15 protein-coding genes and 1 tRNA gene are annotated in these 20,079 nt (G+C 50.8%); 5 read left to right on the top strand and 11 right to left on the bottom strand.

From position 1 onward, the window contains the following. Position 1 precedes the first annotated feature (1 nt). Positions 2-913, top strand: a complete 912-nt coding sequence (locus tag NEV57_RS03190) for a diacylglycerol/lipid kinase family protein (RefSeq protein ID WP_257656829.1) — start codon at positions 2-4, stop codon at positions 911-913. 14 nt (positions 914-927) lie between these two features. Here the strand turns inward: NEV57_RS03190 and NEV57_RS03185 are convergent, their stop codons facing one another. Together NEV57_RS03185 and NEV57_RS03180 are read right to left on the bottom strand one after the other, a co-directional pair. Beyond that, positions 928-1,494 (bottom strand): YqgE/AlgH family protein, encoded by a 567-nt coding sequence (locus tag NEV57_RS03185; protein WP_257656828.1) that lies wholly within the window; start codon positions 1,492-1,494, stop codon positions 928-930. Positions 1,495-1,836: 342 nt separating this feature from the next. Beyond that, positions 1,837-4,635 (bottom strand): TonB-dependent receptor, encoded by a 2,799-nt coding sequence (locus NEV57_RS03180; protein WP_257656827.1) that lies wholly within the window; start codon positions 4,633-4,635, stop codon positions 1,837-1,839. A gap of 260 nt (positions 4,636-4,895) precedes the next feature. On the opposite strand from NEV57_RS03180, the gene NEV57_RS03175 reads away from it, so the two are divergent. Both NEV57_RS03175 and NEV57_RS03170 read left to right on the top strand, forming a co-directional pair. Further along, positions 4,896-6,266 (top strand): hypothetical protein, encoded by a 1,371-nt coding sequence (locus NEV57_RS03175; RefSeq protein WP_257656826.1) that lies wholly within the window; start codon positions 4,896-4,898, stop codon positions 6,264-6,266. Positions 6,267-6,383: 117 nt separating this feature from the next. After that, positions 6,384-7,634 (top strand): dipeptidase, encoded by a 1,251-nt coding sequence (locus NEV57_RS03170; protein ID WP_257656825.1) that lies wholly within the window; start codon positions 6,384-6,386, stop codon positions 7,632-7,634. Between the two features lie 28 nt (positions 7,635-7,662). On the opposite strand, the gene NEV57_RS03165 is transcribed toward NEV57_RS03170, so the two are convergent. From NEV57_RS03165 to NEV57_RS03145, 5 genes are all read right to left on the bottom strand, one after another. Beyond that, complete coding sequence (locus tag NEV57_RS03165; protein WP_257656824.1) at positions 7,663-12,228, bottom strand: efflux RND transporter permease subunit; 4,566 nt, start codon at positions 12,226-12,228, stop codon at positions 7,663-7,665. Positions 12,229-12,272: 44 nt separating this feature from the next. Continuing rightward, positions 12,273-13,463: an efflux RND transporter periplasmic adaptor subunit gene (locus NEV57_RS03160; RefSeq protein WP_257656823.1), complete on the bottom strand. Its 1,191-nt coding sequence runs from the start codon at positions 13,461-13,463 to the stop codon at positions 12,273-12,275. Positions 13,464-13,566: 103 nt separating this feature from the next. Beyond that, a complete protein-coding gene (locus NEV57_RS03155; RefSeq protein WP_257656822.1) occupies positions 13,567-14,175 on the bottom strand; it encodes a TetR/AcrR family transcriptional regulator in 609 nt (202 codons plus the stop codon). Between the two features lie 105 nt (positions 14,176-14,280). Then, positions 14,281-14,685 (bottom strand): GNAT family N-acetyltransferase, encoded by a 405-nt coding sequence (locus NEV57_RS03150; RefSeq protein WP_257656821.1) that lies wholly within the window; start codon positions 14,683-14,685, stop codon positions 14,281-14,283. Between the two features lie 7 nt (positions 14,686-14,692). Next, complete coding sequence (locus NEV57_RS03145; RefSeq protein WP_257656820.1) at positions 14,693-15,130, bottom strand: carboxymuconolactone decarboxylase family protein; 438 nt, start codon at positions 15,128-15,130, stop codon at positions 14,693-14,695. Between the two features lie 77 nt (positions 15,131-15,207). On the opposite strand from NEV57_RS03145, the gene NEV57_RS03140 reads away from it, so the two are divergent. Further along, entirely contained in the window at positions 15,208-16,665 is a 1,458-nt protein-coding gene (locus tag NEV57_RS03140) for an aminotransferase-like domain-containing protein (RefSeq protein ID WP_257656819.1), read from the top strand. 121 nt (positions 16,666-16,786) lie between these two features. Here the strand turns inward: NEV57_RS03140 and NEV57_RS03135 are convergent, their stop codons facing one another. The 4 genes from NEV57_RS03135 to NEV57_RS03120 all read right to left on the bottom strand — a co-directional run bounded on the left by NEV57_RS03135 (position 16,787) and on the right by NEV57_RS03120 (position 19,297). Then, positions 16,787-18,031, bottom strand: coding sequence for an RNA polymerase sigma factor (locus tag NEV57_RS03135; RefSeq protein ID WP_257656818.1), 1,245 nt, complete (start codon positions 18,029-18,031; stop codon positions 16,787-16,789). A 61-nt stretch (positions 18,032-18,092) separates the two neighbouring features. Then, complete coding sequence (locus NEV57_RS03130) at positions 18,093-18,428, bottom strand: YciI family protein (protein ID WP_257656817.1); 336 nt, start codon at positions 18,426-18,428, stop codon at positions 18,093-18,095. A gap of 99 nt (positions 18,429-18,527) precedes the next feature. Beyond that, the gene (locus tag NEV57_RS03125) at positions 18,528-18,953 is read right to left on the bottom strand and encodes a DoxX family protein (protein WP_257656816.1); all 426 of its coding nucleotides are present in this window, start codon (positions 18,951-18,953) and stop codon (positions 18,528-18,530) included. Between the two features lie 270 nt (positions 18,954-19,223). Next, positions 19,224-19,297, bottom strand: a tRNA-Ile gene (locus tag NEV57_RS03120). Between the two features lie 73 nt (positions 19,298-19,370). On the opposite strand from NEV57_RS03120, the gene NEV57_RS03115 reads away from it, so the two are divergent. Beyond that, the gene (locus NEV57_RS03115) at positions 19,371-20,009 is read left to right on the top strand and encodes an HAD family hydrolase (RefSeq protein WP_257656815.1); all 639 of its coding nucleotides are present in this window, start codon (positions 19,371-19,373) and stop codon (positions 20,007-20,009) included. The last annotated feature ends 70 nt before the right edge of the window (positions 20,010-20,079 follow it).

Raw genomic sequence — 20,079 nt, 5'->3', positions numbered from 1 at the left:
GATGAGAAATGGCCTTCACGTTCACCTGCTGCACAACCCTAAAGCAGGCGATCAGGATCCCATAAAAGAGGGACTGATCAATACGATCGAATCGCATGGTTTTACCTGTCAGTACGCTTCGATCAAAGACAAAAGCTGGAAACGGTTCCGAAGCGACACAACCCTCGTCGTGATTGCAGGCGGCGATGGAACAGTACGGGAAGTCATGAAAAAGCTATTGAAGCGCCGGGTGCTTGATCGTCGGCTTACGGTTGCCCTGCTGCCAAGCGGAACCGCTAATAATTTCGCAAAGACACTGGGGATTTCGACAGAACTTGCCGACTTCCAACGCAGTCTGGCCGGTTGGAATACAAGGAAAATCGATATAGGCGCCATTGATAACCTGCGGGATGCACAATTTTTCATGGAGGGAATGGGTTGCGGCCTGATTCCCCGGCTGATCACGGAAATGAAAGCACTGGACACGGCAAAAATCCGCACGGCAGACGAGGAATTGCAGGTTGCATTGGGGAAATTGCTGGAAATATCGGAAAATTACCGTGCCAAACGGGCGACAGTTACCATAGACGGCAAGGTGTACGAGGACGATTACCTATTAGTCGAAATCCTGAATATCCGGTCGGTTGGTCCCAACCTGATCCTGGCACCCGATGCAAGTCCGGCAGACGGTAAATTCGAAGTGGTGTTGTTAAAGGAGGCCGACCGGAGCGCATTTGCTGATACGGTCCGCCGCCTGATGCGCGGAAGCCATCCGGGTACGGCGGTACCCTGGAATACGATAACGGCCATGCATGAAGTTACCATCCGTTGCGAAAACCGGCTGGTTCATGTGGATGATGAACTGATTACACATAAGAAAGGGAAAGTAATCCGCATTGAAATGCGGCATGGTATCATCGATATGATCACTTAGGGTACGTAGCCGCGTTAATTCCACATCGGGTTTTGCGGGAAATTGGCTACGTGGGCATACTTCGGCCCCAGGGATACGACGGCTTCCTTCCAGAGATTTTCGCCATCGTTTACGAAAGCGATATCCGGATTATATTGATTGCTTACCACCCAGGCGTTTTCCTGGAGTTCGCGATCCAACTGGCCGGGACTCCATCCGGAGTACCCGATAAAGAACTTGATTTCTTCTTCTTTGATTTCCCCGCGCTGGATGAGTACTTTCAGGCTTTCAAAATTGCCACCCCAGAAAATCCCGTTTCCGAGTCCGATGCCGCTGTTCAGGCGATCATAACATTTGTGGATAAAATGGATGCTTTCCTGTGCTACCGGTCCACCGAAAAACAGCGGGAAGTCAGCGTCAGGCAAACTGTCCACCACATCCCTCAGCTGGATGGTGGCTGGCTGGTTGAGTACATAGCCAACCGTGCCCTCTTCGCCATCGTGCTCACACAAGAGTACGACCGCGCGCTGGAAATTGGGATCGAGCATGAAAGGCTCTGAGATGAGCAGGCTCGCGGTTTCAGGTGCATTTTTGTTAAACATGGCCGTAACGATTTTGAATGATCACGTAAAAGTAAGCAAAATCGGTGTCTTTCCTGTTTTTTTAACGTTTGCGAGCCATCGGGTATCCATTGGCAATGCTTCGACCCTTGTTCGGGATTCCCTTTACCCTGCTTCGGGGTGGCTTCGACTCCGCTTCGAAGCCCTTCGGAACGCAACGGATTGCACGCCGACCAGCCCCGAAGCGGAGTCGAAGCCGCCCCGAACAAGAGTCGAACAAGGGTCGAACAACAGTCGAAGCGTACTCGAAGCCGCCCCGAACAGTTCCCGAAGGACACTCGAAGCGCAGTCGAAAAACACAGCTGCACGCGCGGACGCGGCGGATTACCTGTCGTTCGTGCGCTGGGCAGTGGCAGCAGTGTTACCTGTAAGCGGATTAAGTCGCATCGTCAGCGAAAGCATGAAATACTGGGTGAGGCGGTTGGTGCTGATATCGGCGAAGCCGTTATCGGTAATATTCCGGTGGATGTTGTTGGCCTGATTAAACAGATCAAACACTTCGAATTTCAGCGTTGCGCTGCGGTCGCTGAGAAACGCCTTTTCAATGGATGAATTGACCACCAGCGGATTCACATTCAGTGCACCCGAATAGCCGGTATTGAAATTTTTGACACCGTTGAACCGCCAGATCAGCGACCGGTTGTGAAGAAAGAACACATTGCCGTCCACATCAATGGAATAAGTGTGTATTGCGATGTCAGTGCTCGTTGGCAGCGTATACGCAACGGTGGAATACCGGTAGGCGAGCGTCGGTGTAAATTCGAGCCAGGAACCCGGATTGATCTGCAGGCCCACGCCGTGCCAAATGCCCCATTCCTTTGCAATATTCCGGACATTGTCGGCAAAAGCCACGTTCCGGTTATAGCCGGCGTTACCGTTCAGGCGTATGGTGTACTGGCGGTCGGCGAATGCCTGCTGCCAACTGTAAGTTCCGTTGTAGGCGTACGTGCCGTCGGTATTGCGGTAATGGACTTCCCGTTTGAAACTGCCGTAAGCATCCGGTATCAGCAGCACGTTTGGCACAATCCGGTCGTTCGTGAGCGACCCCTGGAATCGCAGAAAGAAGGAACGGTGCTGTTGGGGGTTTGACGCGTTGTAACTGGCATTGACCGTGTGACTGAACGAACTGTTCAGTTCCGGGTTACCTACCACCGGACGCTGCGGATCGGATGCGTCGCGTACGGGCTGCAGCTGGAAGAATGTCGGCTCACCTGCCCGGCTGGTGTAGGTTACCTGGAGGTTTTTTGTGCGGGAATAGGTGTGTGTATAACGGAAAATAGGAGCCAGGAAGAAGTTAGCCCGGCTGATCGTGATTTCCGGATCCGCGGAATTTCCCGATAGCTGGGCTGGATTAGCTGTAACCCCGAGGGAAAGTTCGTCGGCGGATGCTTTATAAGCGTAGTTTACGCCGAACTGGTGCGATGCAAACGAATAGTTGAATGCGTTGCTCAACGAGTCTATCCGTTCGAGGTCACCGGCCGGATTGGCCCGGTTGGTGACCCGGCTATTGTCGTAATGGTTGTAGTTCATGTTATAGCTGAACTGCAGCCGGCTGGCTTGGCTCAACGGCTCGCTGTAAATGAACCGGACTGCCGTTAACAACGTCATGTTGTCCAGTTTATTGATCCGGTGATCCAGCGAGTCGTGCTCAAGCGTACCGGTAGCCGGATCATAATACCGGATGCGGTTTGTATTGTCGTCTTCGTTGTTGACTCCGTTTGACCGGGCGCCGACGTTTAATGAATAGTCGCGTCCTGCTTTCCGGAACCGGTGCGTGTACAGGACATTGCCGCCAACACTCGGGGTATTGATGCGGTTCCTGCCATTGGTTACCTGGTCCTGCCGGATGACTCCCGTCTGGAAGCTGGACCGGACCAGGCTGTTGCCGCCTGACGTAAAACCAACCGAGGGTGATACGATCAGCATGTCCTTTGGCCCGATGGTATAAACGATTCGTGCGTTCATATTATGCGAACGGCTGTCGGTGGTGATATCGGCATCCGAGCTACCGGAGACCGTTCCCATGGCAGTTGCATACTGATTGAGTACGTTGCTGACGGTATTGTTGTCGCTGCTGTTAAAATAGTACCCGCCGGTCACGTTTAGCTTCGGGCCCCATTGGTTGCTGTAGTTTAAACCAATCGAACTCAGTGTGGTAATGCCGGCGCTGCCATCGGCAGCACTGCCGTCGCTGGCGCCGAAACTGCCGCTACCGCCGGATAAACTGACCCGCGTAACCGTGCTCGGTCCGCCACGCCCGCCGAAGCCGCTTCCGCCGATCTGGGCACCGTTATTGTTCAGGTTGGCCGTAAAACCGATGTTCCGTTCGCCGTTGATGCGGTTCGCGAATCCGGCTAGCTGGTACCGTCTGTCGGTACCTCCACCCACGGTGGCATTTGCGATAATGCCGTCGGCTGCGCGCGGTTTGGTGGTAATATTAATAATGGTTTCGGGGTCTCCGTCCTTGATACCCGTAAAGTTGGCCTGGTCCCCGTAATCGTCCACGAGCTGGATTTTATCAATCACGTTTACCGGTAGGTTTTTAGTCGCCGTTTTCAGGTCGCCGCCAAAGAAGTCACGGCCATTTACCCTGACGCGCGTGATGGATTTGCCCTGTGCGGTCACGTTACCATTCCGGTCTACTTCCACACCATCCAGCCGCTTCAGGAGGTCTTCCGCCACGGCATTTTCCTTCAGTTTAAAGGCATCTGCAGAATATTCAACCGTATCCTGCTTGATAACCACCGGCGGCGCACCGTTAATCACCACCTGTTCGAGCACCACCATGCCTTCCCGCAGTATGATCGGCGTAGCCAGGACAATGCGCGTGGCTGCTTCGTCGTTAACCGAACGTATACGTACTTCGGTATATCCCAGGCTGCGCACGGTGAGGGTAAATTGCGAAGGAATCCTTCCGTTAAAAACGAAACGACCATCCTGATCCGTCCGGGTTAGCAGCGTATCGGCCGGGGTGGTCGCCGGCGCCAGGGTTACCATGGCCCCGATAATATTGGAATTGGCTGTATCACGTACAATCCCGGTTACCTCCCGCTGGATTTGTGCAGCTAACGGACTGGCAATGCATCCCGCGAAGAACAGTAAAAAAAGTTTTAACCTCATCATCCGTTTACTGTGGCCGATCTGAATATTCGGCCAAAATAAGGTAAAATATCGAACAAGAGCGGTTTTGAAGACGGCCGGGACAATAAAAAACGGAACCGGGGGCTGCTCCGCTGTTTCCTGGCCGCCCAAAGGCGGAATTACGTAGGTTTTTCATCATAAACTTTACGTAATCGCGGATACGATTGTGAATTATTTATGTAGATTTACAACCGAAATGACCATACAGGATATGCATTCCTATATCACTGAAACATTAAATTATGACAGATAAACAACCCGGAGCTGCAGCCGGCAGGGCGGCAGATTCATCTCAAAACACTGAAACTACAGTATCGAATTTACGCTTCACCCGTCGTGAAATGCTGGGTGTGGCCGGCGTGGCCGGTTTGACGGCTTTGACCAGCATGGCATCCGGTGCTGTTCCACGGACTGCGCAACAACGGCCCCGCATCGCCTTTCTTGCCAGCTATTGGGCCGCAACAAGATCCCATGCGGACTGGATTGTGACCAAGCTGCTGGACGGTTATTGGTGGGAAGGTGCCCACAAGGAATCGCGCGTGGAGGTGGTCTCGGTTTACATCCACCAGCTTGACGAAAGCCAACTTGGCCAAAAAATATGTAAAGCAAAAGGAATCCCGATTTTTAATACTGTAGGTGAGGCGATCACCCTCGGAGGGGAGGAGCTTGCCGTGGACGGCGTGGTCATCGTCGCGGAACACGGGAATTACCGAAAAGATCTCCAGGGACATTGGCTCCTGCCACGCTGGTGGATCTATAGCCAGGTCATCAAGGTTTTCGAGCAGAGCAAGCGCTCGGTGCCAGTCTTTAACGACAAGCACCTTTCCTATAACTGGAATGAAGCCAAATGGATGTTTGACAAGTCCCGTGAGCTGAACTTTCCATTGACCGGAGGCTCATCCATACCGGTCTACTACCGCGAACCCGAAGTAGAACTTCCTTCCGATACGCCCATAAAGCATTCGGTTATGCTTGGCGGCACCGCGGATGAAGGGGCTATTTTCCATGCCATTGACGTACTTCAATCCTTTGTGGAACGCCGCAAGGGAGGAGAGACCGGAGTCCGGTCGGTGCAGTCCATCCAGGGGTCCGAGGCGTGGAAGTGGGTCGAAAATAATTCCTGGGCGGCCAGGTTACTTGATGCCGTGGCGAAGCGATTTAAGTTTGAGCCAGGCCATTTTCAGCAGACTCCGCAGACCAATATATGTGTTGTGGAGTATAATGATGGAACAATGGCCGCGGTAATCGGTGCAAGGGAAGTGGGGTGGACCTATGCCGGGGAAATCGAAGGACAGGAAGAGCCAACGATCGTTTCCATGCTTGGCTGGCCCGGACCTTTCGACCAGTACCATGCCTCGAATGCCCAGCCGCACTGGATTACCGAGATGATGGTGACCAAGAAAGAGCCATTCAACGCGGAACGGTTGCTGCTGTCAACCGGAATCGTGAACTATTACATGGAATCCAACTGGGAGAACGGCCGTTATGCAGCTGTCGGACGCCGGGTCGAAACGCCTGTCCTGAATATGAAATACCGGACCACACGCGGTGCGCAGTTCAGCACCGGGGAGCGTCCGCCGAGCCGCCCGTACATCCGGGGGTTTGATCAATAGCGTGCGGAATCGGAACCAAAGCATAAAGAGAATGGCATACGGACGGGGATTGGGGTACTTATGCCCCCAATCCTTGTCCTTTTGCGTTGATCATATGAATTTAAATGAAGTAACCCAATGAAACGACGAGACGTATTAAAGAGCTTAACCATGCTTCCGCTGGCCGGAAGCGTTTTTCCGATAGAATCCCTGTTATCCGCCCCTGCGACCGGAAACAAGATCCCTTTTAATCTTCAGCAGAAGCCGATGCCTGAACTTCACCGCAAGGCATTTGTGATGGACGGGCACACCCATGTGATGACCCGCGAGCTGTTGATGGGAACCGATATCGGCCAGCGTTATCCGGACGGTACCGTGGATCTCCCGAGAGCCCGGGAAGGCGGTGTGGATGCGATGTTTTTCTCCGTTTATACGCCGGAACATTATTATCCCGGAAGGTTTGAAACGAAAAATACCTTCCGTGTAGTGAATCTGGCGCTGGACCAGATCGAAAAGAACAGTTCGGTGATTGAGCTGGCACTGACCGCCGCTGATATCGAGCGTATCAATAAGAAAGGCAAGATGGCGGCTTTCCTGGACCTGGAAGGCGGTTACGACCTGGATGGGGATATTAACCTGCTCCGGGCACTTTACCGCCTGGGCCTCCGTTCCATGCAGCTGACCGCACACAATACAACCAACGCGTTTATCGACTCCTGCAATGACGTCAGCCGCTGGGGTGGCATCAACGATCTGGGAAAGAAGATTATCGCGGAAATGAACAGCCTTGGTATGGTCATCAACGTTGCCCATGCATCCAATGACGCGATCCTGCAAACTGCCGAGGCAAGCAAGCACCCCGTAATCTATAGCCATGGCGGGTTTTACAGTATTGTCGACCATCCCCGCTGCATTACCGACGAAGCGGCAAAGGCCGTTGCGGCAAAAGGCGGTGTAATCGGTATCCACTTCGGAAGTCTCTTTAACAATCCGGCCTACCGTGACTGGGTAGTGGGGCAGGGGACACCCCGGGAAACGAAGCCGACTACCGTGCAGCAAGCTGCCGTGCAGACCATTGAAGAGGTGGACCGGGAAGTCGCCAAAGAGGTTCCGCTGAATTTCAGGGGAACCATCCCTGACGAATATTGGATGCATGTCGACCAGCTGGCGAAGGTAATCGACTATGGTGTAAATCTGGTAGGCGAGGACCACATGGCCATCGGGACCGATTTAGACGGTGGCCCGGAACTGCCGCGCGAAATCAAGGACATCAGTGATTTTCCGCAGATCACCCTCGCGATGCAGCGGCTGGGTTACAGCGATCAGCGGATCAAAAAGATCCTGGGCCTGAACTGGCTCCGCGTGATCCGGCAGGTAACCGGGGGATAAACCAACGGATGGCTGCCCCGCGCCTGAATTAATTAACACCGCCGCCCAGACTCCGGTATAGCAGTACGTATGCTTCGATCTGCTGCCGCTTCAGTTCGGCCAGTTCCAATTCGCTCTGCAGTGCATTTTGCTGGGCCGTAATTACCTCCAGGTAAGATGCCATGCCGCTGGCAAAAAGCAGCTGCGCATTGGGAATGGCCTTTTCGAGCCTGTTCTGCTGCGACTGCGTGATTTCGATCTGGGCTTTCAGTTTATCGAGCTGTACGAGCGCGTCGGATACTTCGCCGACGGCGTTTAATACGGTTTGCCTGAAGCGGATCACGGCATTCTCCCGCTGGATCTTGGCGGCTTCAAACTGTGTCTTCAGTTTGCGGCTGTTGAATATGGGCTGCATGACGTTGCCTGCCAAGTTGCCGAACAGCGACGCAGGCGTAACAAACCAGTTGCTGGCCTGGAATGCATTCAGTCCGCCCGCAGCGGTAATGCGCAAAGCCGGGTAGCGGTTGGCCTGTGCAATACCGACCTGCGCATTGGCAATGTCGAGCGCATATTCACTTTCTTTCACATCCGGTCGGCGGCTCACCATGGCCGCCGGTATGCCAACGGCAAACTGTTCGGGTACGGAAAATCGGTGCAACTGTGTGCTGACCCCGATCTCCTGCGGTTCATTGGCCATCAGGATGCTCAGGGCGTTTTCCTGCATGGCAAGTGCCTGTTCAAGCCTGGGTATCCAGGCTTTTGTCTTTTCCAGCTGTACCTCGGCCTGCTGCACGGCTAAGATGGATGCCTGCCCGGCCGTGTATTGGAGACGGATGGCACGCAGTGTGCTGTCGTTCAGCGCGATGTTGCGCCGGGTGATATCAAGTTGTTCGTGCAGCATCAGCAGGGTGTAGTACGCTGACGCGGAAGCCGTGATCAGGCGGGTCTGGAGCGACTTAACCGCTTCCGTGCTTTGCAGGTAAGCTGCCAGGGAAGCCTGTTTCTGCTGCCGTATCTTACCCCATACATCCACTTCCCAGCTCACACCCAGGGATGCGGTGTAATCCTCAATATGGTTGGTGCCGATAAAATCGGCCAGGTTAAGGCCATTCAAACTGTTTTGCGACGGCCGCGACGTATTGGCGGACACATTGGCCTGCACGGTGGGTAGCCAGGCTACGCGGGCCTGTTTCAGGTATGCCTCATTCAGTGTAATGGTATTTAGGGCCACCTGCATGTCGAAGTTGCGCGCCAGTACGCTATCGATAATATGCTGCAGGGCAGTATCGGTAAAGAACTGCTTCCATTCCAGCTGGGCAATGCTGGTGGAATCTTCCACCGGTCCGCCGGCAGGGGAGAGTGCTGTTGTCCGGAAGGTGTCCGGCACCGTGCCGTCGGTGTGAACCGCTTCCCTGCCGGTACTGCAGGAATAGGCAAGGGCCGAAAACGCCAGCAGCAGGGCGACGGGGTGCATGGCCAGCTTACCGCTCCGTTTGGCACTTACGCGCTCTTGCAGGTACTGGAAAATCACGAAGAGCACCGGGATGACGAATATACCCAGCACAACCCCGGTGAGCATTCCGCCCACGGCGCCGGCACCGATGGAATGGTTGCCCAAAGCCGATCCACCTGTTGCACGCAGCAGGGGAATCATACCCACGATAAAGGCGAAGGAGGTCATCAGGATGGGACGAAGCCGCAACCGTGAGGCTTCCAACGCCGATTCAAGCAGTCCGATGCCTGCCTTTCGCCGCTGCAGCGCATACTCCACAATCAGGATGGCATTCTTTGCCAGCAGACCGACCAACATGATCATGGCCACCTGCACGTAGATGTTATTTTCGATACCCATCAGGTTGATGAACAGCATAACACCGAATATCCCCAGGGGGATGGTGGTGACCACCGCCAGCGGAAGAATGTAGCTTTCATACTGTGCCGCCAGCAGAAAGAAGACAAACACCAGGCTCATGATGAAGATGACGGTAAGCTGTGACCCCGCGCTTTTTTCCTCGCGGGTCATGCCGGTCCACTCGTAGGCGAATGTGCGCGGCAGCACCTCACTGGCAGTCTCCTCAATGGCCGCGATTGCATCCCCGGTACTATATCCCACATTGGGTTTTCCATTGATGGTCACCGCGTTGTACAGGTTATTCCGGGTTACCGTTTCAGGACCGTATACGCGGTTCAAGGTCACCATTGTATTGGCAGCTACCATGCCACCCTCGGCATTTTTTACATAAATCTCGTTGAGGGATGCGGCGCTGGCGCGGTAGGGAATATCGGCCTGCGCAATGACCCGGTAGAATTTTCCGAAACGGTTGAAGTCCGACACGAAAGTGCTTCCGAAATAGATCTGCACCGTTTGCAGCAGGTCGCTTATATTGACGCCCAGCTGCTTGGCCTTTTCATCGTCGATTACCAGTTCATATTGCGGGTTGTTGGCCGCAAACGTGGTAAAGGCAAATGCGATTTCCTTCCGTTCGGACAATGCAGCGATAAATGCCTTGGCGGTGGCATCGAGTTTTTCGAGCGACCCATTGCCGCGGTCCTGCAGCATGAACTCGAAGCCATCGACGTTGCCGAAACCGGACACGGTGGGGAAGGTAAAGAATACGGCCTGCGCGCCCTTTACTTCTTCCGCTACTTTTTGGGTGAGGCTTGCTGCGATGGCTTCATAATCCTTAATGGGTCCGCGCTGGTCTTTCGGTTTTGTACGGATAAACCCGGCCCCATAGGGAGCTGCATTGGCATTTGAGATGAAGTTAAGTCCATCCACCTGGTAATGGTTCAGGGTAAACGGCTCATTGGCCACAATGTCCTCAATTTTTTTCATTGCCCGTTCTGTCCGTGCCAGCGAACTGCCCGGCGGCGTATTTACGGCATACAGCACAAAACCCTGGTCTTCCGTGGGAATGAACCCCGTGGGGGTGCGCTGGATCATAACCACCGTGACCGCAGAAACCAATGCCAGACCCGATATCACGACCCATTTACGGCGCATCAGCAGCTGTAGGGATTTCACGTATTTTTCGGTGATGGCAGTAAATGCCACATTGAACGCGGTAAAGAACCGTTTCAGGAACCCGCCGCTGTTGCCGGTTTCATGGCCGTCGGCGTGCGTGTGCTTCAGGAACAGGGCGCAAAGCGCCGGGCTGAGTGTCAGTGCGTTCAGTGCCGAAATAAGAATGGCCACGGCCAGCGTAAAGGCAAACTGGGTATAGAACACGCCGGCAGGCCCCTGCATGAAAGTAACCGGCACGAATACGGCCACCATCACCAGCGTGATGGAAACGATGGCACCGGATATTTCTTTCATCGACTCCTGGGTGGCATCCCGGGGCGACAGCCCCGTCCGTTCCATTTTCGAATGGACGGCCTCCACGACGACGATCGCGTCGTCGACCACGATGCCGATGGCCAGCACCAGCGCAAACAGTGTAAGCAGGTTGATGCTGAACCCGAAAAGCTGCATAAAGAAAAAGGTACCGATGATGGCTACGGGTACGGCGATGGCCGGAATAAGCGTAGAGCGGAAATCCTGCAGGAAAATGAACACGACAAGGAACACCAGGAAGAACGCTTCGATGAGTGTATGATTTACCTGACTGATCGATTCGTCGAGAAAATCCTTCGCGTTGAACATGATGACCGGCTCAATGCCTTTGGGCAGTGTTTCTGAAAGCACATCAATCTGCCGTTTTGCCTCGATCAGGATTTCGTTGGCATTGGAACCCGCGGTCTGCAGCAGCGCAATACCCGAGGTAGCACCCCCGTTCAGGCGGCTGTTGGTCGCATAGGAAAACGAACCGAACGACACCCGGGCCACGTCTTTCAGGCGAATAAGCTGTCCGTCGTTGGTTGCCGTGATGATCATGTTTTCGTAGTCTTCGTGCTGACTGAGTTTGCCTTTGTACTTCAGTACGTATTCGAACATTTCGGGACTGCTTTGTCCCAGTCTGCCGGGGGCCGCTTCCACGTTCTGGTCGCCAATGGCTCGCATAACATCCTGGGGCGACAGGTTGTACGCCATAAGGCGGTCCGGTTTCAACCAGATGCGCATGGCGTACTCACGCCCGCCGAACGGTTGCACCTCTGCTACGCCCGGTATCCGCTGCATCTGCGGGATAACGTTTATCTTGAGGTAATTCTGGATAAATGCTTCATCATACAGGCTGTCCTTGCTGGTGAGCGCCACGAACATCAGGAAGCTGTTTTGCTGCTTTTGCGTGGATATGCCCGCCTGGATTACCTCCTGTGGGATTTTATTGCTTGCTTTGGACACGCGGTTCTGCACGTTTACCGCCGCGATATCCGGGTCGGTTCCCTGTTTGAAAAATACAGTCAGCGTCATGCTGCCGTCGTTGCTCGAATTGGAGGTCATGTAAGTCATGTTCTCCACCCCGTTTACCGCTTCCTCAATGGGCGTCGCCACCGAGCGGGCCACCGTTTCGGCGTTGGCACCGGGATATGAAGCCGTTACCACCACGGTGGGCGGGGCAATGTCCGGAAACTGGGAAATGGGCAGTGTGAACGCTGAAATTGCGCCAAGTATAACCAATAAGATGGATATGACGGTCGATAGCACCGGCCGTTCGATAAATTTTTGTAACATCGAATCGTGTTGTTTTTAACTAAGAAAAATAAGAGTGCCCTGTTTTATAGCGTCGCCCGGGCAATCAGGCTATCCGGAGCTACGGGCTCCGGTATGATGCGCGAACCATCCTGCAGGCGGTCCAATCCGGCATACACGATGCGGTCGCCTGCCTTCACGCCGTCTTCGACCAGGTAGTACGTACCACTCCGGCCCGCGACGGGTATCGGCTTGCTCTCCACCCGGTTGCTGTCGGCCAGAACAAAGACAAACACCTTGTCCTGCAATTCGAAGGTCGCTTCCTGCGGCACGAGGATGACCGACGGTGATACATCAGGTATCCGGATTTTCCCGGTATTGCCGGAACGTAACAAACCTTCTTCGTTTGGAAATACCGCCCGGAAGGTAATGGTGCCTGTACGGTCATCAAACTGTCCCGAAACGACCTCCACCTTTCCTTTCTGGGCGTAGGTACTTCCGTCGGACAGCACCAGTTCTACAGGTGGCATATTGCTGATCTTATCGGCGATCGTGTTGCCCGCTACCCGGTTCTTGAACCCGATGAAATCATTCTCACTCAGGGAGAAATAAGCAAACACGTTCCGGATTTCTGAGAGTACGGTCAACGGCTGAGGTGTTGATGTACCAACGAGGCTGCCCATTTTAAAGGGGATACGGCCGATGTAGCCGGATACCGGAGCTGATATTACCGTGTAACCGAGGTTGATCTGTGCGCTTTCGACCAGGGCTTTCGCTTGCAGTACATTAGCTTCGGCAACCCGTTCGGCTGCCAGGGCAGCATCCAGCTGCACGTCCGAAAGAACCTGGTTTTTGACCAATGGGGTGAGCTTGCCGACATCGATCCGCGCATTGGTGAGGTTGGCCTCTGCTGCGGCCAAGGTTGCCTTGGCGTTATTGAGCTGCTCGGTATATACCCGGGCATTGATGCGGAAGAGCGGCTGCCCCTGTTGTACAAATGCACCTTCGTCGACATAAATATGTTCAAGCTGACCCTCCACCTGGGGACGTATTTCGATATCCTTGCTGCCTTCGAGGGCCGCAGGGTACTCGTTGTAAGTGGTGGCCTGCTGCGGGTGCAGGGTCAATACCGGCAGGCGTTGCGGCGACTCGGCCGTTTGTTCACTTCCGGTGGATGTGCTGCATGCCTGGGCGATAACGAGCAGGGTAAGTCCGACGAGCGGCAATAAAAATCGGGTTGGGGTATATTTCACATGAGTTGGAAAGTTACTGTTCATGGTCTATTTATTTATTATTGATGATGTAAACGGTTATTATTCTGCTATTTCCTATCGATATTAAATTTCCTAACACTGTTAGGTTCAGGGGGTAAAAAAAAACCTAGATCTTCAGGTTTTTGATAAAGCCGGTGATGGCGTCGTCGAGCACCAGTTTATTCAGTTGCTCGGTGTCGTCCGCCGGTGCCACCATCTTAATGGAAACCAATCCGTGCAGGATGGACCAGAAAGTATGGTATTTAAGACACGCATTGGTTTCAGCATCCTCACCGTTTGCCTTGTTGATGACTTCAATCATGGGTGCCATTACCAGGTCCCTGAAAATTGAGCGCTCAGGCATGCATTTATCCATTTCACAGGTGGGCGCACCCATTCCCCACATCAGCTGGTAGAATTCCTTATTCTTGAAAGCAAATATCCAATACGCATCGGCTATTGCCTTGAGCTGCTCCGCCGGATCCGGCGTACTGTCCTTTGCTGCTGCCAGTTTCGCAATGAGCTGTTCAAATCCCTGTTTGCCAAACTCAAGCAGGATGGCGTCCTTGTTTTCAAAGTAATCGTAGATTACGGGTACACTGTATTGGATCGCATCGGCGATTTTGCGGATAGACAACGATTGCCAGCCCTCGTCCTTTACGATCTGCCAAGCCGTGGTGAGGATGTTGGTCCGCATGGCTTCTTTCTCCCGTAATCTTCTTTCTACAATACTCATCTTGGTTACCTTCCCTAACAGCGTTAGCAAAAGTAACACGAGTTGCCCTTCGGCGCAAGGGATTTTTTAAAACCTGAAGTTTAGGTGACAAACCTTGCCGGGCTGCTATGTTTCCCTGTCGGCAGCAAAGGCATTAGTTAAATTCCTGAAACCGACTTGCCGATAATACGAAAGGGCAGACGGTGCAGCAAGCAGTAACAACGTACAATCGTTTCCTGCCCTGATCTTTGTTTCAGCAATGAGCTTACGGCCGATACCCCTCTTTTGATAATCGGGATGGACGGCTAAATCAGCCAGATAGGACCAATAACCGTAATCGGTCATCGTTCGTGAAATGCCGATAAGGACATCCTGATGCCAGGCCGTCACCACCAGGTTGGAGTTCAGGAACATTTTTTTCATTCTTTCCTTATCTTCAACAGGCCTTTTTAGGCCTGCAGCAATATATAATGCGATAACAAGTTCTATGTCAGGTATCATGCCGGTTTTATATGCGATTTCGTCTGCCATAGTGATCTTATTGGGGTTTGCGCCCGGTGGTAATGCCAACGCGGTTCCAGGCATTCATCGCAATGATTGCCATCATGACCTCGGTTGTATATTGCTGTCCCAGCACAGCTATAGCCGTGTCATAAACCGCATCAGAAACACCGTGTTGCACAATCAGTGTCATTTCTTCTGCTAAGGCCAATATTGCCCGTTCTTCCGTTGAGAAGAAAGGGGTTTCATGCCATGCGGCCAATACAAATATCCGGCGGGCGTCTTCTCCGGCTTTAAGCGCCTCCTCGATGTGTTTGTCAATGCAGTAGGCGCAGCCATTGATTTGTGACACACGGACTTTAATCAGGTTTGCGTGTATCCGGTCCAGTGAGCTTTTCGCCAGGTAGTTCTCAAATCCTAACATCACTTCAAATGCCTTCGGGTCTACGTCTCTTAAAAATTTCCGCTTTGCCATATCTATTTTATTTTTTCAAATATATCGACAATTTGGACTAGCTTTGTGTGCCAGATATAAAACGCATGGTAGTCCAGATGCTTCCCTATCAAACATTAATAAGCATTGATCCCAGTAGTAAAAGAGCTGTCTATGAACAGATCGCGATGTGTTTGGTTAACCTGATAAATAGCGGTACTATTCCGGCAGGCACTAAACTCCCAAGCTCGCGTATGCTTGCGGATTTACTTCAGTTGCATCGAAAAACGATCGTTTCGGCGTATGAGGAATTGATTATCCAGGGATGGATCATTTCAAAAAACAAAAGCGGCTATTATGTAAATTCCGACATTTTGATCGCTGATATTCCTAACAAAACCGTGTCGGGACCAAGATATCCGGGCAAATCACCAGTTTCCTTAAAGAACAGGATCCCTCAGTTTGCTGACAACGTAGAAAGCTTCGGTGACATTTTTATAGATGATGGTTTGCCGGATTCGAGAATGGCCCCGTATAAAGCGCTGCTAAGGGAATTTAAATCGCTGACTGATCGGGACTACCAGCTAAGGGGAGCTAATTATGGTTCTGCATATAAATCTTCCCGGTTAAAAGATACGCTGGTATCGCACCTTGCCGGCACGCGTGGTATCAATCACTCCGTCTCCAATATTTTTATCACCAATGGTGCGCAGATGGGGATTTACCTGCTTGGTAAAGCGCTCATTAATGCGGGTGACGTATACCTTGTCGGCAGTCCGGGATATCGTATCGCTACATTATCACTTGAAGCAAACGGCGCGCGCGTTATTGAGATTCCGGTTGATGATTATGGTATTGATGTAGAGAAAATTGCTGAGGTGTGTGAACAAGTGCACGTTCGGGGGGTATATGTAATTCCCCATCATCACTACCCTACAACGGTGACACTTTCTCCGGAAAGAAGGATTAGGTTGCTATCGTTAGCCCATACGTATAATTTTGTCATCATAGAAGATGACTATGATTATGACTTCCATTATTCGTCCGCACCTTACTTACCCATGGCAAGTTACAATCACGGTGGCAGGGTCATCTATATCGGCAGTCTGTCCAAATGTTTTTCATCCTCGTTAAGGCTTGGGTTTATTGTAGGGCCGGATGACCTGATCAATGCCATTGCTGCGATCAGGAAGACCATTGATATCCGGGGGGATGTTTTAATGGAGCATGCTGTTGCGGCATTGTTTGAAAATGGGGAGATGCAGCGTCACCTGAGGAAGTCAGCCAAAACGTACAAAGAGCGGCGTGACTACATGTGTATGCAGCTGGACACGTATTTAAGACATTATGTGTCCTACCAGGTGCCGTCCGGCGGGATGGCCGTATGGATGAATTTTAACAGCAATTATGATGTCGGGCGAATCGTTTCATCATTAAAAAAACAAGGTATTGCTTGCAGCAGTAACATTTTATTTAGCGATTTAAACGGTCTTAGGTTAGGGTTTGCATCTCTGAATTTCGAGGAGATTGACCGTAGTATAAATGCTATTAATACTGCAGTTCAACAATATGGGTAATGTTCCGCCCAAAATGATCCTGGACATGATCGAGCCAAAACGGCCTGCTGTTAAGTGCCCAAATTATAAAAAATGGCATGCAAAGTCACTCATTGCCGAAATGTAAATCCAATTGACCTTTCTAACCAATCCTATCAATCTTGGCCTGAATATGTTGTTTCTCGGCCAGCGTTTTGGCTAAGGCGTAAGCCTTTTTGAAACAATGCCTGGCTTTGTGCTTATCCATATTCTTGTAAAGTTCGCCAAGCAGTACAAAGTAAAAATGATTGTTTTCTAGTTTGAGTTTTTCAGTCTCTACCAGTGCCGTTTGCCAATCCTGTGCTTTGTATAGTGCAAAGGCGCGGTTAAGGGCAACACTCGGGGAATAATTGACCTGCAAAAGCTGATCATACAAAACAAGGATTTCTCTCCATTTTTCTTCGGTATCTTCTTTTATGCAGTGCCAGTAAGCTATCCTGGCTTCCAAATGGTAAGAACTTAGCTCGTCGCCCTGTGCTGAAATGTTTAAAAAGTGCATGCCTTTATTGATAAGCCCCTGATCCCACAAGGTTTCGTCCTGTTGATCGTACAAGACCAATCCCGGTAGGTCCTCATCATTGGTTTGCCTGGCGTTGAACCGGGAAGTATGAAAACACATGAGTGCCATTAAGGCATTGGTTTTCGGTTGGTCTGTCCCCTTGTATTCGGTCAGCATCAAGCCTAAACGCATGGCTTCCAAACACAGGTCTTTTCTTAGAATGGTATTCTGGGTTTTTGAATAATAGCCTTCGTTGAACAGCAGGTAGATGATATGCAAAACATTGGTGAGCCGATAAGCTATTTCGCTTTCAGACGGTAATTTCAGTTGCACGTTTTCTGTCCGTAATTTTTCTTTTGCCCTGAATAACCTTTTATTAATGGTTTCTTTGTTGGATAAAAAGGCCTCTGCTATTTCATCGATACCGAAACCGCAAAGAATGCGCAAGGCCAGCCCTATTTGCGCCTCACTGGCAATTGAAGGTGTACAAATGGCAAAAAGCATCTGTAATTGACTGTCCTTAATATTTGCTGCTGAGAAATCTAATTCTGCGATGGTATACGTGTTTTCTTGGTTGTGATTTAGTTCAGGCAGTATTTTTTCACCAAAGATCTTATCTCTTCTAAAATGATAAAGCATTTTTTGCTTGGCAACAGCATACAGCCATGCTGTCGGATTTTTGGGAATACCCTTAAGTCCCCATGTTTCCGAGGCCAGCAAAAATGTTTCGCTCACGATGTCTTCTGCTATTTCAATATGTTGTAATCCAAAAATTTTGCTGATAACAGCTACCATTTTTGAGAATTCCTGCTGGAACAAATGTTTTAAAAATGCTTTTTCCTTTTCCATAGTTGAAGAACAAAATCCACCCTTGTATAAAGGTGGATTTGATGTTCTGGATATTAATTTATTAAAAAATAGGTCTGATTTCAACGCTGCCTCCCATGTCCAATGCCGGACAGCCATGGGCCAGGGTTGTCGCATCTTCCAGGTTTTTCGCCTTTATAATAATAAAGCTGCCCAGTTTTTCTTTAATTTCAACGAATGGCCCATCCGTAATAACACCACCGGGCTTAAGGACCTTGCCTTCCATAGCCAACCGAGGGCCATGGCTGGCCAATTTTTTTTGTGAAGTGATGACTTCCACCCAATCCTGCCATTTTTTTGCAAGCGCTTGCATTTCTTTTGGCGAGGTGTTGCTGTAGTCATAGTCCGGCTGACGGAACAAAAGCATGAATTCTTTCATTTTGTTATTGATTTTAATTCAAATTAAATGTTTGTTATACTTTGATAATGATCGAGATTAAAGAAATTGGACAGCGTAGCATAAATAATTTTGAAGAACTTACATCCAACCCTTCTTCCATTGTCGGTAGGAGGCCAAAACTGCGATAAGAATGATGATTGGGACGAGCATTTTTCCAAAGCTATCTCCATAAAAAGCATATGAGGCAGCCGCACCTATCAGATTGAAGGAATATCCCGCATAGGCCCATTCTTTGAGGATCGGAAACCGTCCATATACGATCGCGACGCTTCCAAGTACCTTCGCAACACCCAAGATTTTACAAATGTAAGCAGGATAGCCTAAGTGCGTTATCCCATCGACATTGGAATCGACCCCCGCCAGAAGCATAATACCTGCAATGAACATCGTCGTGGTAAATGACAGCGTCAATATCCAATAAGTCCACTTCGCAATTGTTGTCCATCTTTCTTTCTTTTCCGATTCAGCGTGTTTTATCACCGCTTCATTTTTAAAATTAGCCATAATTATTTTATTTTAATTGTTATTGAATAGTTGGTTATTTCACTAATGATGCTTTGAATTTCAGAAATTGGACAACTTTGGCTACCTATTTTAATTCGGCTTATTCCTTGGCCATGAAGCAAGGGGGCAGATCCGGTTTATTAAACCTGTCTAAAGGACAGTACAATGTCATATTTGTATGCTTGGAAACATTCGTTTTATTTATTATTAGGTGCCCTGAGAAACGGAAAAAGCCGTCCCGAATCATTTCGGGACGGCTTTTTATTGAAGTGCGCCCACCTGGGCTCGAACCAGGGACCAAAAGATTATGAGTCTTCTACTCTAACCAACTGAGCTATAGGCGCGGTGAAACCCGCTACAAACGCGGATTTGCGGTTGCAATTTTACATATTTGCAGTGGATATTTAAAATTTTGCAATGCAAAAAATCAAAAACATCATCTTTGATTACGGTAACGTGATCTTCATGCTTGACTTTCCTGCACTGCGGCAGGCATTTGTTGACCTGGGTATCCGGGATGCCAATGCGTTTTTTTCCCATGCCACGCAAAACCCGTGGGTCGACGCATTAGACAAAGGACAGCTGCCAGCCCCGGAATTCCTGAACGTCATTCGCGAGGCGGCCGGTAAACCGGAGCTGACTGATAGTGAGATTACGAAGGCATGGAGCACATTACTTGTTGGTGTTCCCGAGGGATACCACGATCTCTTACGGGACTTGAAGCAGCATTACCGCACTTTTCTGTTGAGTAATAACAACGAGATTCACTACCAATGGATTATCGACTACCTCCAACGGGAACACGGCCTGGTAGATAATTCGGTCTTTTTTGAGCAGGATTATTACTCCCACCTGATGGGCATGCGCAAGCCCGACCCTGCGATTTTTCAGTTTGTATTGGACCGCCATGACCTGCAGCCGGGGGAAACCCTTTTTATTGACGACAGTCCACAGCACGTGGCGGCAGCACAACAGCTTGGTATCCGGGCCGAGTTGCTCGGAGAGGGGGATACCCTGCCGGAACTGCTGGGCCGGATCGGCGTTTGGAAAAAATAGTTTGATAAATCGGGATCATTATCTTACCTTTGCAATCCATAAAAAATGTACGAAAGGAGGTATCTGAAAA

It is taken from the genome of Parapedobacter lycopersici (genome assembly GCF_024643285.1).
Taxonomy (GTDB): Bacteria; Bacteroidota; Bacteroidia; order Sphingobacteriales; family Sphingobacteriaceae; genus Parapedobacter; species Parapedobacter lycopersici.
Note: the sequence above shows the minus strand (reverse complement) of the source record. Positions and strands in the feature narration are given on the sequence as shown.